20 protein-coding genes are annotated in these 21,437 nt (G+C 60.2%); 8 read left to right on the top strand and 12 right to left on the bottom strand.

The annotated features are described in order from the left end of the window. Positions 1 to 85: 85 nt before the first annotated feature. The 5 genes from ASTEX_RS04975 to ASTEX_RS04955 all read left to right on the top strand — a co-directional run bounded on the left by ASTEX_RS04975 (position 86) and on the right by ASTEX_RS04955 (position 4,756). A complete protein-coding gene (locus ASTEX_RS04975; RefSeq protein ID WP_013478519.1) occupies positions 86 to 847 on the top strand; it encodes a glutaredoxin family protein in 762 nt (253 codons plus the stop codon). A 75-nt stretch (positions 848 to 922) separates the two neighbouring features. Further along, positions 923 to 1,906: an SDR family oxidoreductase gene (locus tag ASTEX_RS04970; RefSeq protein ID WP_013478518.1), complete on the top strand. Its 984-nt coding sequence runs from the start codon at positions 923 to 925 to the stop codon at positions 1,904 to 1,906. Between the two features lie 31 nt (positions 1,907 to 1,937). Then, positions 1,938 to 2,462: a helix-turn-helix domain-containing protein gene (locus tag ASTEX_RS04965; protein WP_013478517.1), complete on the top strand. Its 525-nt coding sequence runs from the start codon at positions 1,938 to 1,940 to the stop codon at positions 2,460 to 2,462. A gap of 16 nt (positions 2,463 to 2,478) precedes the next feature. Beyond that, positions 2,479 to 3,669, top strand: coding sequence for an MFS transporter (locus ASTEX_RS04960; protein WP_041658532.1), 1,191 nt, complete (start codon positions 2,479 to 2,481; stop codon positions 3,667 to 3,669). 70 nt (positions 3,670 to 3,739) lie between these two features. Continuing rightward, on the top strand, positions 3,740 to 4,756 hold the full coding sequence (locus ASTEX_RS04955) for a sensor histidine kinase (RefSeq protein ID WP_013478515.1): 1,017 nt from the start codon (positions 3,740 to 3,742) through the stop codon (positions 4,754 to 4,756). A 43-nt stretch (positions 4,757 to 4,799) separates the two neighbouring features. Here ASTEX_RS04955 and ASTEX_RS04950 read toward each other — a convergent pair whose 3' ends face one another. Together ASTEX_RS04950 and ASTEX_RS04945 are read right to left on the bottom strand one after the other, a co-directional pair. Beyond that, the gene (locus ASTEX_RS04950) at positions 4,800 to 5,030 is read right to left on the bottom strand and encodes a CsbD family protein (RefSeq protein ID WP_013478514.1); all 231 of its coding nucleotides are present in this window, start codon (positions 5,028 to 5,030) and stop codon (positions 4,800 to 4,802) included. A gap of 96 nt (positions 5,031 to 5,126) precedes the next feature. Beyond that, a complete protein-coding gene (locus ASTEX_RS04945; protein ID WP_041658530.1) occupies positions 5,127 to 5,906 on the bottom strand; it encodes a M12 family metallopeptidase in 780 nt (259 codons plus the stop codon). A 514-nt stretch (positions 5,907 to 6,420) separates the two neighbouring features. On the opposite strand from ASTEX_RS04945, the gene ASTEX_RS04935 reads away from it, so the two are divergent. Together ASTEX_RS04935 and ASTEX_RS04930 are read left to right on the top strand one after the other, a co-directional pair. Then, complete coding sequence (locus ASTEX_RS04935; RefSeq protein ID WP_013478511.1) at positions 6,421 to 6,924, top strand: hypothetical protein; 504 nt, start codon at positions 6,421 to 6,423, stop codon at positions 6,922 to 6,924. A gap of 227 nt (positions 6,925 to 7,151) precedes the next feature. Further along, a complete protein-coding gene (locus ASTEX_RS04930) occupies positions 7,152 to 8,963 on the top strand; it encodes a long-chain-acyl-CoA synthetase (protein WP_013478510.1) in 1,812 nt (603 codons plus the stop codon). Here ASTEX_RS04930 and ASTEX_RS04925 read toward each other — a convergent pair whose 3' ends face one another. The 5 genes from ASTEX_RS04925 to ASTEX_RS20475 form a co-directional block, all read right to left on the bottom strand. After that, positions 8,964 to 9,215, bottom strand: coding sequence for a hypothetical protein (locus ASTEX_RS04925; protein WP_013478509.1), 252 nt, complete (start codon positions 9,213 to 9,215; stop codon positions 8,964 to 8,966). A 66-nt stretch (positions 9,216 to 9,281) separates the two neighbouring features. Next, a complete protein-coding gene (locus ASTEX_RS04920; RefSeq protein WP_013478508.1) occupies positions 9,282 to 9,566 on the bottom strand; it encodes a glycine zipper domain-containing protein in 285 nt (94 codons plus the stop codon). Positions 9,567 to 9,716: 150 nt separating this feature from the next. Continuing rightward, positions 9,717 to 12,266 (bottom strand): TonB-dependent receptor, encoded by a 2,550-nt coding sequence (locus ASTEX_RS04915; RefSeq protein ID WP_013478507.1) that lies wholly within the window; start codon positions 12,264 to 12,266, stop codon positions 9,717 to 9,719. Positions 12,267 to 12,571: 305 nt separating this feature from the next. Beyond that, positions 12,572 to 13,753, bottom strand: coding sequence for a Na+/H+ antiporter NhaA (gene nhaA, locus ASTEX_RS04910; RefSeq protein WP_013478506.1), 1,182 nt, complete (start codon positions 13,751 to 13,753; stop codon positions 12,572 to 12,574). 67 nt (positions 13,754 to 13,820) lie between these two features. Next, complete coding sequence (locus tag ASTEX_RS20475) at positions 13,821 to 13,988, bottom strand: hypothetical protein (RefSeq protein WP_168148066.1); 168 nt, start codon at positions 13,986 to 13,988, stop codon at positions 13,821 to 13,823. Between ASTEX_RS20475 and ASTEX_RS04905 the strand changes: the two genes are divergently transcribed. Beyond that, the gene (locus tag ASTEX_RS04905; RefSeq protein WP_013478505.1) at positions 13,987 to 15,420 is read left to right on the top strand and encodes a protein adenylyltransferase SelO family protein; all 1,434 of its coding nucleotides are present in this window, start codon (positions 13,987 to 13,989) and stop codon (positions 15,418 to 15,420) included. The genes ASTEX_RS20475 and ASTEX_RS04905 overlap by 2 nt on opposite strands. A 323-nt stretch (positions 15,421 to 15,743) precedes the next feature. Here the strand turns inward: ASTEX_RS04905 and ASTEX_RS04900 are convergent, their stop codons facing one another. The 5 genes from ASTEX_RS04900 to ASTEX_RS04880 form a co-directional block, all read right to left on the bottom strand. Further along, positions 15,744 to 15,947, bottom strand: a complete 204-nt coding sequence (locus ASTEX_RS04900; protein ID WP_280959868.1) for a type II toxin-antitoxin system ParD family antitoxin — start codon at positions 15,945 to 15,947, stop codon at positions 15,744 to 15,746. A gap of 83 nt (positions 15,948 to 16,030) precedes the next feature. Continuing rightward, complete coding sequence (locus ASTEX_RS04895; RefSeq protein WP_013478503.1) at positions 16,031 to 16,954, bottom strand: glutaminase; 924 nt, start codon at positions 16,952 to 16,954, stop codon at positions 16,031 to 16,033. Between the two features lie 40 nt (positions 16,955 to 16,994). Then, entirely contained in the window at positions 16,995 to 17,930 is a 936-nt protein-coding gene (gene bla, locus ASTEX_RS04890; RefSeq protein WP_245532530.1) for a class A beta-lactamase, read from the bottom strand. Beyond that, positions 17,927 to 19,999 carry a S9 family peptidase gene (locus ASTEX_RS04885; protein ID WP_013478501.1) on the bottom strand — a complete coding sequence of 691 codons (2,073 nt, stop codon included), beginning with the start codon at positions 19,997 to 19,999 and terminating at the stop codon, positions 17,927 to 17,929. Before ASTEX_RS04885 ends, bla begins: the two co-directional genes overlap by 4 nt. A 114-nt stretch (positions 20,000 to 20,113) precedes the next feature. After that, positions 20,114 to 21,433: a hypothetical protein gene (locus tag ASTEX_RS04880; protein WP_013478500.1), complete on the bottom strand. Its 1,320-nt coding sequence runs from the start codon at positions 21,431 to 21,433 to the stop codon at positions 20,114 to 20,116. Positions 21,434 to 21,437 lie beyond the last annotated feature (4 nt).

Here is a 21,437-nt window from a genome sequence, read left to right as displayed (position 1 = left end):
CTTGCCAGACTACGTACCTATTCGCATAGCTTTCGCGGTCTAAGGGTATAAGGCTCGCGCAGAGGCTATCAAGAAGGAGGGCACGATGGCAGATCAATCCAAAGTCGCCACACTCTATCGCATGGTCATGGCGACGCACACCTGCCCCTACGGCTTGAAGGCGCTGCACCTGCTTAAATCAAACGGTTTTACTGTTGAAGATCATTGGCTGAAAACGCGCGAAGAGACCGAAGCCTTCAAAGCCCAGTATGGTGTCAAAACCACACCGCAAACCTTTATCGGCGATGAACGGGTCGGGGGTTATGACGATCTGAGACGCTATTTCGGGCAGCGAATACCGGACCCCAAAACACCCACCTATACTCCGGTGATCGCCGTTTTTGCCCTGATGGCACTGCTGGCGCTGAGCGTCTCATATGCAGTATTCGGCACCCCCTTTACCGGCCAGGCGGCAAAATGGTTTATCGCCTTCAGCATGGTGGCTCTTTCGATGCTGAAGCTCCAGAATGTTGAATCCTTCTCGACCATGTTCCTGAACTACGACCTGCTGGCCAAACGCTGGGTGCCCTATGGCTATATCTATCCCTTTGCAGAAGGCGGTGCAGGCCTTTTGATGGCTGCAGAGGCGCTGAGCTGGCTGTCTGTACCGGTGGCGCTGCTGATCGGCAGCATCGGGGCCGTGTCGGTTTTCAAGGCTGTTTATCTCGACCGACGCGAACTGAAATGCGCCTGCGTCGGCAGCAACAATCATGTGCCACTGGGCTTTGTCTCACTGACTGAGAATATGATGATGGTCACCATGGCTTTGTGGACGGGCTTTACAGCTTTGAACTCTGGGGAGATGTAAGCGCAATTGCTTTTTGACGGCCTGACGGGGCATACGAAGGACGGGCGGGGTCAGCCTTTTAAGAGAGAGCACTGCATGACCCCCGATGACCGCTTTGCGCACTTCGCTGCCGAAGCCGAACAGACCGCCGAACGTCACCGCGCCCTTCAGCAAGCCGTAGGCCAGGAACAGACCGCGCCGGGCGAAGACGCCGTACCGCAAACCGGAGCGCGGCCCTATCCCGTGCCACCCCTTCCGAGTCAGACGCTCGACAAACCGGGTCGGGAATCCGATCTTGAGCTGCAACCGATGTATGACGCCCCCTATTATAAGGGCTCTGGCAAGTTGAACGACAAGGTGGCGATCATCACCGGCGGCGATTCCGGCATCGGGCGCGCCGTCGCCGTGCTGTTTGCCCGCGAAGGGGCGGACGTCGCTATCGTCTATCTTAACGAGCATGAGGATGCGCAAAAGACCGCGGCGCTGATCAAGGCCGAAGGACGCAAGGCCTTGCTGTTTTCTGGTGATGTCACCAACCGCGACTTCTGCTTAGCGGCGGTGGACGCGACCGTCGAAGCGTTCGGCAAGCTCGACCTGCTGGTCAATAATGCGGCGTTTCAGATGCACGAGTTGCAGTTTGAAAAGCTCAGCCCCGAGCACCTTGACACGACGCTGAAGACCAATCTCTACGGCTATGTCTTTATGACCCAGGCGGCGCTGCGCCACATGCGGGCCGGGGCAGCCATCGTCAATTCCGGCTCGATCACCGGTATAGAGGGTTCGAAGTCCATCGTCGATTATTCGATGACTAAGGGCGGCATCCACGCCTTTACGCGCGCCCTGTCGGGGCAGTTGATCACCAAAAGCATCCGCGTCAACGCCGTTGCCCCCGGCCCCGTCTGGACGCCGCTCAACCCGGCGGAAAAGCCATCGAACGAGGTCGAACAGTTCGGATCACAAACCCCTATGAAGCGCCCGGCCCAGCCAGAAGAACTGGCCCCCGCCTACGTGTTTCTGGCGTCGAACCAGTGCTCCAGCTACATTACGGGTGAAGTCCTGCCGGTTATCGGAGGGTATTGATCTTCATCCGCGCCCCTGCCACAGTCGGACTATGTCCCGCCACCATTCCCCGCTTCGCCGATTGCGGCTATTGAAGGGCCTCAAGCAAAGCCATCTGGCCGAGCTGATGGGCGTGACGCAGACGACGGTGTCGCGGTGGGAAAGCGGGGCTTTGGCCCTGCCGGATGATCAGTGGCAACGGGCGCATCGGCTTCTGGCCGACTCGGCGCAGGACACCATCCTCAAGCGGCTGGTGGAAACCTCGCAGCTCAGCGTGCACCTGATAGAAGACCGGACGCACGATCTGCTGGCGGTTTCGCCGTCGCGCGAAGGTCTGTGGCGGGCCGAGCCGGGGGCATTTCTGGGCAAGTCACTCATCCGCTATGCCTCTGAAGACATCCTGGCCGCCGAAGCCTCGCTGGAGGGTTTGGGCTGGCACGACGGCCGCCTCAGCCGCATGGAGGTTGCTACCGGCCCCAATTACCACCCCATCATCCCCATCGTCCAAAGCCGCCTGATCTGGGAGCGGCTTTTGCTGTCGGACGGACGCGCCGCCCGCCTTGTGACGACGGTGTGACCGCATATTTTATGCGTTGATCGTTCGCGCTCACGCCCGTATCGACGAAGGCATGATCCGCATCGACCCGCATTGGCGTCCCATCCTGCTCCTGTGGTTTACCGGCGTGCTAGCCGCAGCCGCGTTGGGCAAGTTTGCCTCCTTAAGCCCGGTTATCTCCGCCGACCTTAAGCTGTCGCGCGTCGAAGCCGGCTGGCTGGTGTCACTCATCGAAACCGGCGGGGCCAGCCTCGGCATCGTTGCCGGCCTCCTCATCGCCCGACTGGGCAGCCGCAAGGCACTGCTGTACGGCATGGGGTTACTGACCGCCGGCGGTCTGATCGGCGCGCTGGTGCCTGGACTGTGGACGCTGTTTGCCGCCCGCCTGATCGAAAGTGCCGGCTATCTAATGGTGGTCATTGCGGCGCCGTCCTTGATCGCCACCGTCGCGAGGCCGCAGGATCAGGGCGCGGCGCTCACTGTGTGGAGCACGTTTGTTCCGTCGGGTTTTGCCCTCGGCATGGGGCTGAGCGGCGTGTTGCTGCTCGTTACCGGCTGGCGTACCGTGCTGGTTGTATGGGCGCTGTTGGCTGGGGCTGCCCTGTTCGCCGCCGTCCGCACCCCGGTGGTCGAGACGAAAAGCGAAAGCCGGCTCGTATGGCCGCCCCTGCCCGTTTGGCTTATGTGCGCGGGGTTTGGCTTCTACACCACCCTGTTCGTCGGCCTGATTGCGATGTTCCCGCTGTTCCTCACCGAACAGGGGCAGTCGCCGTCTGTCGCCGCCACCGTAACGGGCCTCGCTTCCGCCGCGACCTTAGGCGGGGCGTGGGCCGCTGCACAGGCCCTGCACCGGGGTGAGCGGGCGCGCTGGGTCGCTTTGTTCGCCGGTCTGCTAGTGCCCGCCGCTCTGGCCGGCCTGATCTTTATCGGCGGTCATCCACTTTGGCTAGCCGGGCTGATTATCGCGCTCAACGCCATATCCGGCATAAGCTCAAGCCTTGTCTTCGCCCGCTTGCCGCATATGAGCCCCAGCCTCAACGTCGCCGCCGCTAATGGCGTGCTCACGCAGTTTGGCGCGGGCGGCTCGCTGATCGGCCCACCGCTGCTAGCGGCCATTGCCGGACAGTGGGGTTGGGCGGCGCTGGGGCCCACCGTGGGGATCGGTTCATTGGCAGCGCTGGGCCTGATGATCGCAGCCGAAATCACTGCCAGACGCGATAATAAATAACGTATGAGGGCTTGCCTCTACCGTGCACTAGTGGCTTGACGCCCGCCGAAACCCCCGGAATAACGGTCCCATGCACAGGGTCGAGGGTTTTTTCCGGGAGATAACGCGCTGGTTTCGCAAACGCGAGGATCAGACGGCGTTTCGTTATGGCGTGGCTGTGGCCTTCTTCGGGGTGGCGCTGGGGGTTCGCTTCGTCAGCGACAAGGCTTTACCGCCCGGTTTTCCCTTCCTGACCTTCTTTCCCGCCGTTATGCTGACGGCATGGCTGGTAGGCCTCTGGCCGGGCATTGTCTGTGCGGGGCTCAGCGCGCTGGCTGCATGGTTCTTTTTCATCCCGCCGGCCTTCAGCTTCGACGTTAGCCCGCCGGTGCTGGTGGCGCTGGGTTTTTTCCTGCTGGTCTCGGCTGTTGATATCGCAGTCATCCACGGCATGCGACTAGCCCAGGAAAAATTGTCAGCCGAACGTAACACCAATGCCGCCCTGGTGGTGCATCAAAAGACGCTTTATGCCGAGCTTCAACACCGCATCGCCAACAATCTGGCCTTCGTGGCCAGTATGCTCACACTGCAATCGAAAAAGCTGCAAGGCAATCGCGAGGCGACCGATGCCCTGACCGACGCCCGCCGGCGTCTGGAAACCCTATCGCGCATCCATCGCAAGCTGTACGACCCGGACAATGTCAATGTGCCCTTGCGCACCCTTTTGCGCGACATCGCCGAAGATGTGCTGCATACCCGCGACGGACGCATCCAGCTGGAGGTCGAGGTGCCCGACATCACACTTCCCGCCGAACAGGTGATGACCCTGTCGCTGTTTGTCGTGGAAGTGTTGACCAATTCGCTGAAACACGCCTTCAGCGCCGGACAGGGCGCGGTGACCATTCGCCTTGATGACACGAAGCCCGACGTGTTTGTACTGTCGATCCGCGACGATGGCCCCGGCCTGCCCGGCGGGTTTGATCTCGCGGCCTCCAAAAGTCTGGGGATGCGCATTTTGCACAGCTTTGCCCGCACGCTGAAAGGCGATGTGGCCTTCACCAGCGAGCGTGGCCTGAAAACCTGCCTGACCTTTGCCCGCGTGGCCTGAAAAAAGCCCTCCGAAGTGACTTCGGAGGGCTTTTTGCACAAGTTTAACGGCGATCGGCGATGACGGAATCCACCGTGTCGTCGTCGTCGTTCCAGCGGCGGATCTGAAGCTCCGCCTCGTCCTGAGCGACGCCGTAGCGTTCCTGAATCTTACCGGCCAGCAGCTTTCGGTCGCCTTCGATCTCATTGAGATCGTCATTCGTCAGCTTGCCCCAGGCCTTCTGAACGTGACCCTTGAGCTGCTCCCAGCTGCCTTCGATGCGATTGCGGTTCATGTCGTATCTCCTTTCAGTGAAGTCGAGAAGATACGAAGCTCTGTCTAAGGTTTCGCGGTGCCCTGCCACCCGGCTTATCAAAAGTCCGACAGGACGCTAACCCACCACCCCGTTAAAGCGCCGGACAAGTTCGGCATCCGACTTCGACACCGCGCATTTCTGCCCCACCTTACGGCAGCGCGCCGGCAGGGCCGCAAACTGCCCCTGACAGGTCTTGAGTCTGCCCTGCCCTTTGTTCGTCAGGGTAAAGATATGCGCCCAGCGCTTGTCCTGCGGATGGCGCGGTGCCTGGTTGGCCAGATAGTGCATCAAGGAACACGGATCATAGGCGGTCTTTGCCCTCACCCCAACCTTTGGAAAGGAAAGCCGCACATCCCGACACACCTCGGTCAGGAAGGTACAACGCTGCAAAAGCCCGGTCAGAAACGGTTCAAGACGCAAATAGTCGTCACGGTCGGGGCGCTGGTGCTCGTGCATCAGCCCCAGGACATGGCCGAACTCGTGCAAAACGCTGCCATAGGTGACGCCCGGCTCAATGGTTACCCGATTACCCGCAGGCAAGCGGCCCATCGTGCCGGTCGTAGCGCCCCCCCTGACAATGCTTACGGAGTCAAGGCGTTTGGCGTCAGGCACAAAGCGTACGCCGCTGACGCGCGTCCATTCGTCCATGGCCTGACAGGCCTGCTTTGCCGACCCGGCGCGCCATTGGCTCCAGTTGCGGCAATCGGTCCCTTTGGCCCCCGCCTCTTGCAGCAACGCTGGTTCAAAATGATAGGGCACAGCCCCGCCGGACCACGGACCTACCCCGTGCATGACAGCCGCCGCGTTCGCTGTCCCTGCCCATAGGAGCCCCACAGCCAAAACCCAAACACGCACTTTTGCCCCCTACAATTCCAACTCCAACCCTAGTCGCAAATAAGGTTTTCCCAAGGCGACGCCAACCACCAAGGCCTTCAGCGCGCAGGGGGCACAGCCCCTGCACCCGGTTACGAGCGCGAAATCTATCCCCGTCGTAAAAGCGGGGTTACCCTTTTGGGCATAACCGAGACGACGGACATGGCTGGCCCCCTGACCCCCGAACAGCGGCGCGAACATTTGCGCGCCTGTGCGTACCGGATGCTGCGGACCCTTAGCGAGATGGATGCGCCTGAAACACCTGACACGGTCACCAAGCGCTCCGTTAACGCAACACGATTGCGGCCTGATCCGGGCTGCGGAGGGTAGGTCCTCCACGCGGACAGCCTGCCCGACACGCGCACCCATATCCGGGGTCCGGGGTCAACTGACCCCGGAGTCCCTACCTTGCCGATAATCAGCCCGGCCCGTCTTCCCTGCGCCGCAATTCCGGGATTAAACTCAGCCGCAAAAATGGCTTTGCAAAGGGTAACCCATGCGCGCCCTGCTTCTTTCCGCTGCTATGTTGCTAACCCCTGCACTGGTATGGGCCGAAGAGGCCAAACCGGCCTGCCCCCCAGAGCCGGTCCTGACCGGGCCATTCACCCATTGGCTGCACGCCACCTCGGTCAAGGCCTCCACTGATGTTAGCGGCGCTCCGGCCCTAAGCGTGGGTAAGCCGGTCAAGGTGGCACTGCTTGAGGCGACCCGCGTCACCTATAAGCGCACGCGCGCCACACCACCGACCACCCCGACCTTTAGTGGCACGCTCAGCTTCACTGTAACTGAGGCCGGCACCTATGGCATTGCCGCCGGGGCGAGCCTTTGGATCGACGTGGTGAAGGCAGGCGAAGCGCTGAAATCAAGCAAGCACGGCCATGGGCCGGACTGTTCCGGCATCCGTAAGATCGTCGATTTCGACCTGCAACCGGGCACCTACGAGGTGCGGTTGATCGACAACAAGACCGCCGATGTGACCGTCATGGTCCTGAAGCGCTGACGGCAAGGCCTTCGACATTTAGGTTTATAAGTGGTCAAAATCTCGACCTATCAACGTATTGACGCGTTTAAAACCTGAATTGACATAACAACGCCTTCCCTTGCGGTAAGGGAAAATACTTTCCGTTCACGTCAATTTTATGCTGGTGAAACGCATATTCCGGGATATGCTGAAACATAAGACGTCACCATAGACGTCACGAGGCACAGGGTATCCGGAGACGTTCCATGAACCTGATCGACAGGGCCAGGCGCGAATTCATTTTCATCAAGCGGTTGCTGCGGCTGCTGCGCCATATCCGAGAAGTAGACTCAAACTCGCCCGTGCTGGTGTGTGACGATGTCGAAGCTTCGGTGGATCGCCATTCTGCGCGCATCGCCCTGCTGTTTGAAGACAAGAGCCTCACCTATTCAGAGATGGACGTGCTGGCCAACCGCGTGGCCAACTGGGGTTTGTCGCGCGGCCTGAAACCCGGCGATACGGTGGCGGTCTTTCTGCCCAACCGGCTAGAATACATCCCCATATGGTACGGGCTGAGCAAGATCGGTGTAATCTGCGCCCTGATTAACAATGCCCTGACCGGTCAGGGTCTGGCCCACTGCATCAACATCTCCACGGCCAGCCTGACCATTGTTGATCCCGCGACCCTGCCCGCCTTTAGCGAGATCGAAGCCACCCTGAGCCGCCATCAGGAGGTGTTTGTGCTCGATCTGGCGCAGGGCGATGAAACCTCGCATCACCATTCGCTGACCCAGGCGCTGAAAGGGGTCAGCACGGTGCGCCCGGACCGCAAGATCCGGCAGGGCATGGTGGCGCGTGACCCGGCACTTTATATCTATACCTCCGGCACCACCGGCCTGCCCAAGGCGGCCAAGATCACCCATGCCCGCGCCCAGCTCTACATGAAGGCCTTCCGCGGCGTGTCGCATATGAGCGAGGAAGACCGCCTGTATAACGCCTTGCCGCTTTACCATTCGACCGGCGGCCTTTGCGGGGTGGGGGCAGCGCTGCTCAATGGTGGCTCCATGGTCATCAAGCGGCGCTTCTCGGCTTCCGCCTTCTGGCCCGATGTACGCAGCCTCAACTGCACCCACATCGTTTATATCGGGGAACTGTGCCGCTATCTCGTCAACGCGCCGGTAGCGGCAAATCCGGATGATGAGACGAAACACCGGCTTAAGGTTGCCTTCGGCAACGGTATGCGGCCGGAAGTTTGGAGCGAATTCAAGTCGCGCTTCAAGGTGCCGGTGATCATCGAATTTTACGGTTCGACCGAAGGCAATGTGTCGTTGTTCAATTTTGACGGTCAGGCCGGAGCCATTGGCCGTGCGCCGGCTTATTTGCGCAACGCCTTCAATATCCGACTTGTGCAGTTCGACGTCGAAAGCGAAACCCCGGTGCGCGGACCGAACGGCCTGTGCATCGAGTGCAAGCCCGGCGAGGTCGGCGAAGCCATTGGCGCCATCGGCACGGACGCTCGCCACTTCTACACCGGCTATGCCGACAAGGCCGCCTCAGAGAAGAAGGTGATGCGCGACGTCTTCAAAAAGGGCGACGCCTGGTTCCGTTCCGGCGACCTGATGAAGATGGATAAGGACGGCTATATCTACTTCGTGGATCGTATCGGCGACACCTTCCGTTTCAAGGGTGAGAACGTCTCGACCTCAGAGGTGGGCGAATGCTGCGCCCGAGCCGAAGGCGTCGATGAGGCCATCGTCTATGGTGTGCCCGTCCCGCACTATGACGGCAAGGCGGGGATGGTGTCGCTGATTACCGGCGAAGGCTTCTCGATTGAGGCCTTTGCGCAGCATGTGAACAACCACCTGCCCGTTTATGCGCGGCCGCGTTTTGTGCGCCTGCTGCAAAATGCCGAAACGACAGGCACGTTCAAGTACAAGAAGATGGACCTTGTCCTGGCTGGCTTTGATCCGGCCAGGGTCAGCGATCCGCTCTACGTGATGAAGATGGACGACAGTGGCTATAAGCCTCTGACGGCGGAATGCCTGAGCCTGATCGAGAGCGGCCAGTACCGCATGTAGTCACAACGTCACTAGAGCGATGCTGAGCATCTTGAGAAGCAAAGGAATGCCGACCAGGAGGGTCGCGGCGCGCGGCGCGGCCGTGATCCAGACGTCACGGAAGTCCGCCTTGCGATCCAGCGGCGGTTCCTGATTGAAGATCGGCACAAAGCCCAGACCGTTCATCTCACCGTCGCGCAGACCCCGATAGAGCTGGAAAGCGCAATAGCATAGGCCCGGTGTGGCCACGCATATCACAACCCAATGGATCATGGCCCCTCCCAAACAAAACCGCGCCGCTTCGCCTGAAACGGCACGGCATTTCGTTTTGAGTACCTCTTAGTCGCGGCGCGACAACAGGAGGCCGATGACCACACCGGCGGCGGCTGCGATGGCTACCGAGGTGCCGGGGTGACGGCGGATCTGACGGCGCACGACCTTGGTCTTGTCTTCGGCCTCATCGCGGGCTTCTTCGAGAATGACCTGAAGGCGGTCAATACTGCCATTGATCTTGTCACGGGTGTCCTGCGACACCTTAAGCTTGTCTTCGAGGTACTCCAGCGCGTCGGTGATTGAGCGCGTGGTCTTTTCGGCAATAGCTTCGGCAGGGGCTTTGTCGGCCATGAGCGGTCTCCTTTGGCTGTTACACAGATATAGGCGTTCTGTCGGAATATTGCATCCCACAAGAGGGTGAAAATACGGCAACCAGGTCGCCAAAAAATAAGGCCCCGGTGGAAACCGGGGCCTTTGTCTCTTCTGATCTGTAAATGAAGATCAGTATTTTACGCGAAGAGTAACGCCATAGGTGCGCGGCTGGCCCATAAAAGCGTCGTAGGTGTTGGAGTCGAGCGCCTGATTGTAATAGGTGCCGTTTGGCTGAACCGTGGACTGGAAGCCATTGCCTTGCAGCGGAGCGTTGATAACGACCTGCTTATAGGTTTCGTCGGTCAGGTTCTGCGCCCAGAATTCCAGCGTCCAGGCCTGATCAGGCGCACCGATGCCGAGGCGGGCATTAAGCAGCGTATAGCCGTCCTGCATCTTGAACGGGATCAGGTCGGAGCCGGTGTTGTATTCCGAAGAATACTTGGCAGCGATATTGCCCGTTGCGCGCAGGTTTTCGGCGATATTGCCCGACCAGGTGACGGCCAGAGAGCCCGTCCACTCCGGGGCGAAGGACATCCGCGCCCCCGGAAGGAGCGACAGTTGCGGGAAGCGTGCCGGGTTCGACAGGTCAGAGGCCTTGAAGCTGCCGTACTTGGTGTCGGCATAGGCGACACCGCCCTGCACCGACAAACCGCGGATCGGCGTGGACCAGTAGACATCGGCGTCAAAGCCCTTCGACTTCAGCTCCGGGATCGACTCGACCACGAAGGCTGTGCCGAGGAACGTGTTGAGCTGGAAGTCCTGGAAGGTCTGATCGAAGGCCGTAATGTTGAACAGCAGCTTGTTGTTCAGCATCGAAGTCTTCAGACCGATTTCGTAGGAGTCCACAGTTTCCGGCTTAAAGTAGAGCGAGGCGTCTGGCGTGATGCCCGTTTGGGCGCGGTCGAGGTTATAGCCGCCACCCTTATAGCCGCGTGCGTAAGAGACATAGGCCATAATGTTATCGTTGAAGCGGTAGGCGCCTTTCAGCGTGCCCGACCATTCTTTCTCGGTCACTTCGTTGGCGATGCGGCGGTTATTGAAGGCCGCATTACCCCAGAAGGTACACATATTGCCGACCACGGTTGGACGCGAGGCCGCCGGGATAGCCGCCCAGGTGCCGACCGGGGCATTACCCATCAGGCCCGAACGTGCAATGGCCGAGGCGCAGCCCACCCCTCCGTCAGAGTTGGTGTAGATGGCGGTCATTTTCTTGGTTTCCTGCGTATAGCGCAGGCCCATAGTGACCTCGAACTTGTCTGTGAACTTGTAGCCATTGTTCGTGAACAAGGCCAGCGACTTCGACTCCTGTGTATAGTAGTCGAGCGCACCCTGACCCGCCGTGTAGGAAGTGCCTGGCGCCCGGCCGGTCAGGACCGAAACCGTCGGCGTCGTGGTCGGAAGACCCAAGGCCTGCGCTAGCAGGATAGACAGATAGGTTTCGTACTGCGAGCCATAGACGTAGGAGTCGGTGCGCTTCAGGTCTTCGTCGGCATAGAAGGCGCCGACCAGCCAGTTGAGCTTTTCGCCGCCACCAGCCAGGCGCAGTTCCTGCGAGAAGGTGTCAAAGTCCGCCTTAAAATCCCCGTTGTCGCGGCGATAGAGGATGTCGGCGCCCGAGTAGTCGATGTCCTGACCATTGGTGTTCTTCCACTTGCGCACGCCGGTTACAGAAGTCAGGGTCGAGTCGAGCCAGTCCAGCTTGATATTGGCTTCGACCGAGACGCCGCCATCGATGATCTGCTGCGTGGTTGGGCGGTTGGAATAGGCGAGACGCGCTTCCGGATTGGCGGTCGCCGCCACGCCGTTACCGCCTGTCAGCGTATTGAGCGCCGCGCCGGTCGGACCGGTACGGGTCTGCACCACGGCGCAGCAGTTTTCGTCACGCTTCGAGTAGTCGGCGATCACGCGGATCTTGTGTGCGCCCGGCGTGAACAGCAACTGACCGCGCACCGTGTAGAAGTTCTGATCGGCGTCTTCCTTGAGGGCGCGCGGGCCAATGCCGGTATTGACGTCATAGAAGCCGCCCCGCTCGCGCTTGGCTACAAACAGGCGACCGGCGACCAGGTCTTCGGACAGCGGCCCGGTGATCGAGGCCGACACGCCCTTGCCGTCGTAGTTGGACACCGTGGCTTCGCCATCGACGCCGAAGGTGAAAGACGGCTCCTTGGTAATGATGTTGATGACGCCGGCCGAGGTGTTCTTGCCGAATAGGGTGCCCTGCGGCCCCTTCAGCACTTCAATACGGCCGATTTCGCCCAGATCGCCGAAACCAACGCCATTGCGCGGGCGATAAACGCCGTCGATGACCACGCCGACCGAAGATTCCATTCCAGGGTTGTCGCCGACCGTACCGACACCCCGGATACGGGCAGTGGTCAGGGTTTCGTTCTGCGTCGAGGTGACGGTCAGGCCAGGCGTCAGGACCTGCATGTCTTTAATGTCCTTCACGCCGGCGTCCTGCAGCAGCTTGGCCGACAGGGTGGTGACCACGATCGGCACGTCCTGGAGCGACTGTTCGCGCTTCTGGGCGGTGACGGTGATGACCTGAACCTCTTCCTCAGGCTGAGCGGTCTGGGCCATGGCAGACGCCGCACTGAGCGCCATAACCATACCGGAACAGGTTACCATCAGTGTGCGGTTGAGGGAGAAGCGATTGTGAGTTTGTGCCTTTACGCGCATGTGTTTCCCCTAGGTCAAGCAGGCCACCTCTTCCGTTAGGGAAGATTTTACAGTGTAAACGGCGGTCCCTGTATTTGCCGGTTTTGTCTTTGACGTTGTTTTATGCAGACTCGCCCAAAGGTTTACTTGGAAGGGCCTGCTACGTGACATGATATGACACAAGTGGGCACAAAGACAATTTCAAATTCATCTCGCACGCGCACATGAAAAAACCGCGTAAGCCTTGCCATACAAGGCTTACGCGGCGTTAGCAGTAGCACCACAGCGGTCAAAAAGGCCTGTAAATATTGACGGTTACGCAAACGTCAACTTGTGATGCGGCGACGCGACAGAACTATTGCGCCTGCACAGGCCGAAAGTAACGATCCCGTAATTACACCAAGCTTTATGGCATTTTGGGCACTTTCCGTATGGTCAGCAAAGGCCAGAGCCCCCAGAAACAGGCTCATGGTAAAGCCGATTCCGCACAAAAGGCTCACGCCATAGAGGGCTGCCCAGCCGCTGTTTTCGGGGGCACGGGCAATTTTCAAGCGGATGGCAAGCCAGGCGAGACCAAAAACGCCAATCTGTTTGCCAACAAACAGGCCCAGCGCCACGCCCAACATGCGGGGATCGGCCAGCGAGGCGAAGCTCATACCGGTGAACGAAAAGCCCGACGCCACGAAGGCAAAGAACGGCACGATGCCGTAGGAAACCGGCATGTGCAGGTCGTGCATGATGGTCTTCAAGAGGCTTTCCTCGCCGCGCGCCGGGGCGTCCAGTGTCACCATGAAGGCTGCCGCCACCGCCGTCAAAGAGGTCGCCAAACCCGCCTTCAGGCTGAGCGCCCATGTGGCGATAAACAGCATCAGATAGACCGCTTTCAGACCGCGCGCATGATCCCTCAGGGCGTTTTTGGCCAGCCCCATCACCACCAGCAGACCGGCGATCCACAGGCACAGCGTCAGGTCGATGCCCGACGAGTAGAAGAGTCCAATGACCAGCACCGCACCCAGATCATCGACAATGGCCAGCGTCAGGAGGAAAACGCGCAGGCTGTCCGGCAAGCCCCGGCCGACCACCGCGAATACGGCCAGAGCAAAGGCAATATCGGTCGCCATCGGTACCGACCAGCCGCGAAGATCGCCGCCGGGCAGCCCCGCATTAAGCGCTACATAGACCAGAGCCGGGGCCGCCATACCGCCGATTGCCCCCAGCACCGGCAATGCCAGCTTCTTAGGGTTCGACAGTTCACCACGGAAAATCTCGTACTTGATCTCCAGCCCGACCACGAAGAAAAAGATAGCCATCAGGCCTTCCTTGGTCCATTTGAGCACCGACTTGTCTTCGACAAAGGCGCCGATCTGCACCGGAATATGGGCGTTGATGAAGTCGAAATAGACCGCTGCCCACGGCGAATTGGCCCACAGCACTGCGATCAGGGCCGACAGGCCCAGAATGAAGCCAGCCCCGGCTTCGGTTTTGAGAAATTCGAGAGTGAACTTCATCGGCGGTCTCCTTTTCCGCGGGCACGATCAACGATCCTGCGAGGGTTAAGTCCGGATAGGGATTTCATTAGCGTCCCTCGCCGAACGGTGGCTCCGCCACCTTGGCCGCCGCCTCAATGGCGGCTTGAGCGGAAGGGTGTCCTTCCGCTGAAAAATAGTGATGTTTGGTATCGACTATTGCGGAGAACCGTAGCAAACCGGACGCCCCGTCCCAAGCAAAACCGGTCTGTCTCATGCCGATTTCCGCCCGATACCGTCCTGATCCGCGCCTCGCGGGCTCTGGCCTGCCGTTGGTCGATGCGGTGCGCGCCGCCGACTTTCCGCAGACGGTTTTAAGATACCGCAATGACCACGCGGCGGCCTTGGTGGGCCTTAAGAGTTTGAGCGATGCCGAATGGATCGCGCATTTCGGCCGCTTTACCCCCCTGCCCGACAATCAGACCGAACCGCTGGCCCTGCGCTATCACGGGCATCAGTTCCGTCACTACAACCCCGACCTCGGCGACGGGCGTGGCTTCCTGTTTGCCCAGATGCGCGATGCGCGCGACCGCCTGCTCGATCTCGGCACCAAGGGCTCCGGTACGACGCCGTGGTCTCGCGGCGGCGACGGCCGCCTGACGCTCAAAGGCGGGGTGCGTGAGGTGCTGGCGACGGCGCTTCTCGAGGCGCTAGGCGTCAACACGTCGAAGAGTTTTTCGCTGATTGAAACCGGCGAGTCCCTGCGTCGCTACGACGAGCCGTCGCCGACGCGGGCGGCGGTGCTGGTGCGCCTGTCGCATTCGCATATTCGCTTCGGCACATTCGAGCGGCTTGCCTATCTCAACGAAACCGAGGCTATGACTGCGCTGGTGCGCTATGTCGCCGACACCTATTACCCCGACTTAAGCGCGCATCAGGGGCCGGACCTGGCGCATGCCCTTTTTGACGCGGTGGTGACAAAGACCGCGCACCTGACGACCCAGTGGATGTGCGCCGGCTTTGTGCACGGGGTGCTGAATACTGATAATATGAACATTACAGCCGAAAGTTTTGACTACGGCCCCTATCGCTTCCTGCCGCACTATGAGCCGGGGCTGGTGGCCGCCTATTTCGATGAAGGCGGGCTCTATGCCTATGCGCGGCAGCCCGATGCGGTGTTCTGGAACCTGACGCAACTGGCGCGCTGCCTCAGCCTGATCGGCGACAGCCAGCCGCTGATCGACAGCCTCAACGCCTTTTCCGAGCGCTATCAAACGGCCATGGCCGCACAGTTCTGCCGCCGTCTGAACATCGTCGCACTAGGCATGGAGGTAGAGACGCCCCTGATGCAGGCGGCCTTTCGCATGTTGAGCGGCGCAAAGACGCCGGGCAGTTTTGAAGGGTTTTTCTTCGACTGGTTCGGCGGCTCGCTCAGCGAAGCCCGCGCCCTCAACGGCCCGCGCGGCGAAGTCTACACACAGCCGGATGCTGTCGATTTTCGTCGGTTGATCATTGGTTACGCAGCCGCCGATGCGGCAAAGTTGTCGCAACCGTTGTTTGCGCAAGCCACCCCGGCGACCCTGCTTTACGATGAGATCGAAGCCCTGTGGACACCCATAGCGAAAAATGACGACTGGTCGCTATTTTATGAAAAGCTGGCGGAGATCGAGCGTTATCGCGAGGGATTGGGTTTATCCGAACAAGGCTAACCAGTCCCGCGCCCCGTGAACCACACGCAGCAAGATAACGCGCCCGGCAGCCCGGCAGCCTCATCCACGCGATAGATGATCAGATAGCTGCATGAGACAGCAGGTAATGTTCCCCCGAGCTGTCCGGCACGGGGCGACTAGATCTGGGACACGTCGCCAAAAGCTCAAAACGGGCAAGCGATATCGCGGATCAACTGGTCGGCGGCCCGCTGGCTGTCAGCCGCTACATAACCCGATAAAACGAGAAGATCGTCTTCAAAACGACCTGTGCGCTCAAGGCGGAAGATTATCCCGTTGTTTTCCGGCACGCTGGCGCGCCTTGGTCAGTGAGGCCTCTGTTCTTCCCATTCAACATAGCCACTGCGCTCGCCCTGGTCGATCATCGCCTTCAACTCTGCAATCTGGCGTTCGCGGGCCTGCTGCTTATACTTCCAGTCGCGCAGGGCTTTGCGCACCACTTCGCTGGCCGAGGCGTATTCGCCGCTGTCCACGGCGTCGCGCACCATGGCCGCCAAATCGACCGTCAGGGCAATACTGACCTTTCCACGCGTGGCATGTCATCTGCCATAAGTCACCCCTGGTACGAATGAGTAGCCATTTATACGACCACTCACAGGACCGAACAGTTGGTGATCTGGCTGAAGGCCTCCAGCGCCGCAAAACCCACCACAGACGTCCCGTGGCGATCCAGTTCCGGTGACCACACGGCAATAGCGGCCTGTCCCGGCACAATGGCGACGATGCCGCCGCCGACGCCGCTTTTGGCCGGCAGGCCGACGCGATAGGCAAACGACCCCACCGAATCGTACACGCCGCAGGTCAGCAGCAGGGCATTGAGCCGCCGCGCCTGCCGCGCGGGGAACACCGTCTCTTCGATTACGGGCGAATACCCACCGGCCGCCAGTGGCAGGGCGGCGCGCGCCAGATCCCGACACGACAGGGTAATGGCGCATTGGCGGCAATAGGCCGCGATGACGGTTTCTACCTCATGATGCAGTGTGCCGGCCCCCTTCATCAGGTTGGCAATGGCGCGGTTCTTATGGGCCGTTTCAATTTCCGAACGCGCCACGGCCTCATCTATGGTCAGGGCGTTCTGACAGAGGAACCCCATATAGTCGCGCACCGTCAGGTCCGGCCGCCGCGTGCCTTTGAGCAGCATATCGACCACCGCCAGCGCCCCGGCGTTGATAAACGGATTACGCGGAAACCCGGCCTCATGCTCAAGCTGCGACAGGTAGTTGAAGGGCGTGCCCGACGGCTCCTTACCCACCCGCGTCCACACCTCATCGCCAATGCGGTTGAGCGCGATCCCCAGCGCAAACAGCTTGGTGACCGACTGCGCCGAAAAGGGTTCGTCGCCATCACCGATGACGTACTCCTGTCCCGAGACTGTGCGTACCGCCATGCCGAACTTCTTCGGATCGACGGTTGCCAGTTCCGGGATATAGTCGGCCACCCGGCCCTTGCCGAATTGCGGCCTCACCGTCTTTTCGATCTGCGACAGGACTTCGGGCAGGGACAGTTCGTGTTTCATGGCGCCTCTATACCCCCTCTTCCCGATGACGGGGAAGGGTTTAGGATGAAGCGCTGTCGCTGTCGAGGCTTTCGGCAAAGGCCAGCGTATCGATGACCAGCCGCGTGATGTCGGCCACGACAGCGTTGCGCGCCTTGTCATCCAAAGTACCGCCAGTGGTATAAATCGACAGGAAGATCGGCAACTTTTCGCCTGACGGCCAGATCACCGCCACGTCATTGACCGCCCCATTGGCCCCGCGTCCGGTCTTGTGCCCGACCGTCCACCCTTTCGGTACACCGGCGGGACTCATGTCGGGGCCCGTCACCGTGGCCACCATCCAGTCACGCAGCAGAGACAGGCTTTTGGGTTGCAGTACCGCGCCGGTAAACACGTTGCGCAGCAGACTGCTCATGGCGTCCGGTGTCGTGGTGTCGCGTTCATCGCCCTCGATATTGCTGTTCAGTTCGGGCTCGTTGCGGTCAAGGCGGGTCACCATGTCGCCCAGTCCGCGCACAAAGGCTGTCAGCCCGGCCGGGCCGCCGATCAACGGCAGCAAGAGGTTGGCCGCCGCATTGTCGGAGACAGCCACCGCCGCGGAACACAAGTCGCCAACGGTCAGGCGGCCCTTGGGGACATGTTTTTCTGTCACCGGCGAATGGTCGAGCAGGTCGGCCTTGCTGTAGCGGATTTCCTGCGTGACAGAGAGTTTACCGTCATCCACCGCCTTAAGGACGGCCGTCGCCAGCACCCATTTGAAGGTCGAACAGAGGGCAAAGCGCTCGCTGGAATTGATATTCAGGCTGCCATCTGCGGCGGTGTCCCCCTGAATGACGGCGGTGCCGGTGCGGACGCTGACGCCCACCCGACCACCGTGACGTTTCTGAATCTCCATCAGGCGCTGGCCCAGACCGATGGCCTGATTAACCTTTTCAGAACAGCCGGCGAGGCATAGACCGGCCCCACCCATCAGAACACCCCGCCGCGTCAGCATCATTTCGCCTTCGTATGTTCATCCAGCCAGTCAAACACCGTCTTATGCCACTTCAGGGAGTTCTGCGGTTTCAGCACCCAGTGGTTTTCATCCGGGAAGCGCAGGAACTTTGACTTCACGCCATTCATCTGGAGCGCCGTAAAAGTGCCGATCCCCTGTTCTGGAATGACGCGGAAGTCCTGATCGGAGTGGATGACCAGCATTGGCACCGACCAGTCCTTGGCGTGCAAAGCCGGATTGAATTTGTCGTAGTTCTCCGGCTTGTCATAGACGCTGCCGCCGTTTTCCCACTCCGAGAACCAAAGTTCTTCGGTGGCATAGCCCATTGAGCGGTTGTCAAACAGACCGTCGTGATTGACCAGACACTTCCACGGGGCCTTCCATTGCGAGGCGATCCAGTTGATCATGAAGCCGCCATAGGAGGCCCCTAACGCACAGGCATTGTCCTTGTCGAGGAATCTGTATTTCGACAGGGCGTAGGCATAGCCCTTTTGCAGGTCTTCCAGCGGGCGGTCGCCCCAGTGCTGGCTGATGGCATCGGTAAAAGCCTGCCCGTAACCGGTCGAACCGTGGAAATCGATCATGATGACCGCATAGCCCGCCCCGGCATAGGCCTGCGGGTTCCAGCGATAGGACCAGCTTTCACCGAACGAGCCCTGCGGCCCGCCGTGGATCAAAAAGGCCACAGGGTACTTTTTGCCTTCGACATAGTTGGCGGGCTTCACAATGTACCCATGCACGGTTTCGTCGTTCCAGCCCTTGAAGGCAAACTGCTCAAACGCCCCAAAGGCGCGGTTTTGCAGCACCGGCTGATTGATGGTGGTCAGCGGAGTGGCCCCATCATCAATCAGTTTCGCCTTCGGTTTGGACACAAACAGTTGCGACGGATAGTCGAGCCCGCTCTTGGCAAAGACAAAGCGATCTTTCAACGGCACGAAAGCGTCCATATGGCCGCCCTTCGAAAGCGGCGTCACCTTGCCTGAGGCGATTTCGACGCTGAACAGGGGCGTCTTACCCACGTCGCCAGCGACGACGTAGAGGCTCTTGCCATCGGCAGCCCATTTCAGGCTGTCGGCCGAGCGGTCCCAGTCGGCAGCGATCTGCTTCGTTTCACCGGTGGCCAGATTGCGCAGGAAAATTTCAAACTGATCGGCTTCAAAGCCCGGACGCTTCATGGCGCGATAGGCCAACCACTTGCCGTCCGGCGACACTTCGGCCCCGGTATCCCAAGCCTTGTTGGCCTCAGTCAGATTGGTATGCGTGGAGGGGTTGGCGATATCGACCTTATAGATGTCGAAATTGGTAGAACGCGGCTCGTCCTTGCCGGCGATGCGCACCGAGTAATAGACAGTCTTGCCATCGGGCGAGAAGCTGTATTCCGCCTCGTCGCCGAACGGCTTAGACGGCACGTCGCCATCGACCCCGGCGGTCAGCGACACGGCTGCGCCGCCGCTCAGCGGCACGTAGAACAGGTGATTGCGCGTCCCGTCGGCCCAGGTGTCCCAGTGGCGCACGAACAGGCGGTCGTAGATGACGCCGGTGGACTTCTCGTCCTTCTTTTCGGCCTGCACCTTCAGCGTACACTCGATCTCTTCGGTCTGACACGACTCCTCGATCGCCAGCGACAGGACCAGTCCCTTACCGTCCGGCGACAGCTTGTACGACCCGACATCCAGCGGCAGCTTGGTGACCTGCACCGCTTCGGCATCGTTGAGATCGGTCTTCCACACCTGCATTGAGCCTGAACGCGCCGATAGGAAGTAGAGCGCCCCATCGCTCCCCCACTGCGGCGACAAAGCCCCGCCTTTCGAGGCCGTGCTGAGCGGCTTTGAAGCGCCAGTCTTGAGATCGGTCAGCCACAGGGCATTAACGCCCTGGGTCTTTTCGGCGTTCAGCGTGCGCACCTGAAAAGCGGCGTGGGTTTCAGCCTTATTCACCGTTAGGCCCGACAGGCGCTCCATCGACACGAGGTCTTCATAGGTGAAAGGTTGCTTGTCCTGCGCCTGAACGGAAACGGCGGGGAATAGAAGCGCGGCGGCCAAGCCGGCTGAGGCAAGAAGACGAGACTTCATCGGAAACCCGTTGGTTACAACAGAAAGGAACCGCTGTTAGATCGCGCTTTCGTTAGCCTGTCGAGTCCGCCCGCCGGAGTCCAGGTTAAAAATTTGGTAATAATCCGGTCAAGCCTATTTCGAGGCGACCAGCAGACGCGGCCAATAATCCGCGAACATGTACTGGCGCGTGGCGTCGGCCGGGATGTCAAACTCCGAGCCCTTGTACCACGGCGTGCAGGTGCGTTGGGCAGGGTCAAGATTGCCCCATTGTAGCTTCGGGCACGGCTCGTTGGACGGGTCGATTAGATTGTCCACGGCTCGGATTTCGCCGCGCGAGGAAGCCAGTATGCCAGCCGTCCGAATACGGGCGATCTGATTGCCGCCGATGAAGCCCGTGCCGTCTTCAATATTGATGGCGATTTCGTTCGACAAGATCTTGTTGTCGACGACGCGCAGACGGTTGAGGCTTGAGGTCACCCCATGTTCCGAAAAATCGATCAGCGAGCGCGACAGCAAGGCCTCGCCGCCGCCGGACAGGCTCAAAGCCGAAGCAAAAAACTCGATGCGCATATCGTCCATCGACAGGATGGAGTCGCCGGAATCGAGCTTGACTTCCATGCCCACCGCCCCAGCGCCGCGTTCAAACCCGCGCCAGTCTGCCAGTTGCTGCACCGTCACGCCGCTCATCTGTGAATCACCGCTGAGCACCGCATATACGCCGCCCGCTGTGGAAGTTACGCCCGCCTGCTCGGCGTAAAGCTGCGCCGAATTGACGGCGATGGCTACCGTGCGGGTCTTGGCCACCACAAAGGACGACAACAGGTTGAGACGCCCGCCGGACACGTGCACCGCGGCAGAGTCACCCTCATAACGCACGGTCGAGTTTTGCAGCGTCACTTCCGAACCGGAGCTGTAGATACAGGCCGATTGCCCCCCGCGACGCGAGGCGATCAGCATATTCTTCAGTATCACCTTGCTGGCCTGAGGATTGATGCGCAGGCAGGATTCGCCATCAGGGGCCACCAGCACCGGAAGGCGCGAATCGCCGCTTTCGCCGACAATCGTCAAGGATTGATTGATCATCAGGCTGGCGACACACGAGCGGTTGCGCGCGATCAGTTTCAGCACACCACCGGGGCGCATCCGGCGCACCACGTCTTCGACATAGGCCTGACGCGCCGTGTCGCAATTAATGGTCGCGCTCCACTTCGAGCCGTAATAGCCATAGCGGTTATAGGGCTTGTAGTATTTCCCGTGGCAGGTCTTGAGCTGCGCATCCAGCAGGACGCCGAAGCACGGCCGAGTCAGGGCCTCGGTGCGTGCGGCGTTATAGCCATTGCTATAGCTGCCGCCATAGCGGGTTTCTGTCTGGGCCGAAGCGGCAGACGCCCCGCCAAACAAGGCGGCCAAAACAAAGGCAAGGTGAGCGGCAAAGGTAACAGCTGAGCGCATGGTC

The organism is Asticcacaulis excentricus CB 48, assembly GCF_000175215.2.
In the GTDB taxonomy this organism is placed as follows: Bacteria; Pseudomonadota; Alphaproteobacteria; order Caulobacterales; family Caulobacteraceae; genus Asticcacaulis; species Asticcacaulis excentricus.
This window is presented reverse-complemented; position numbering and strand designations above follow the sequence as displayed.